This window comes from Pseudomonas sp. 50_B (genome assembly GCF_017491625.1).
GTDB classification, from domain to species: domain Bacteria; phylum Pseudomonadota; class Gammaproteobacteria; order Pseudomonadales; family Pseudomonadaceae; genus Aquipseudomonas; species Aquipseudomonas danubii.
The window spans coordinates 1-450 of sequence record NZ_JAFGYX010000156.1; the positions used below are offsets into that span (position 1 = coordinate 1).

At 62.9% G+C, this 450-nt stretch carries 1 protein-coding gene; it reads right to left on the minus strand.

Annotation, left to right across the window (positions count from 1 at the left end; genetic code table 11):
• On the minus strand, window positions 1-184 hold a 184-nt coding region (locus J5M73_RS31385), incomplete at its 3' end, for a hypothetical protein (RefSeq protein WP_207816961.1).
• Window positions 185-450: the final 266 nt, after the last annotated feature.

Here is a 450-nt window from a genome sequence, read left to right on the forward strand (position 1 = left end):
GCACGGTATTTTCCAGCTCGCGGCCCGCATTGCGCAGCGCCCGCTCGCGGAAATTCTGCGCCATCAGGACGGAGCCTACGGCGATGGCCGCGATCAGCAGCGTGCCGCCCACCACCAGCCAGCGGATCGGTCCGCTGCGCACGAAGGCCTGGTCAAAGAGGCGACTGCCGAATCTCGTCATCATGCTGGGTCATTGCCGTGCACACGTCGGGGTCAATTCTTGGCCCCGAAAGCATCCGTGGGTTTACGGGAACGGTATGGAGGCGAAGTTAGGAAGCGCGGTTAATGCGATGTGAACGGCCGCGCATAAAAGCAATCGATGCGCTGGGCGCCAGGACCGGGCAGGAATTGCCGCCCGCATCCGCAATGCCGGTCATTTCCTGCCGGCCGCGCCGCGATCAACCAAGGCTTAACCATCTAACGTGTTGGCGGGGCTCGAAAGCGTATTGG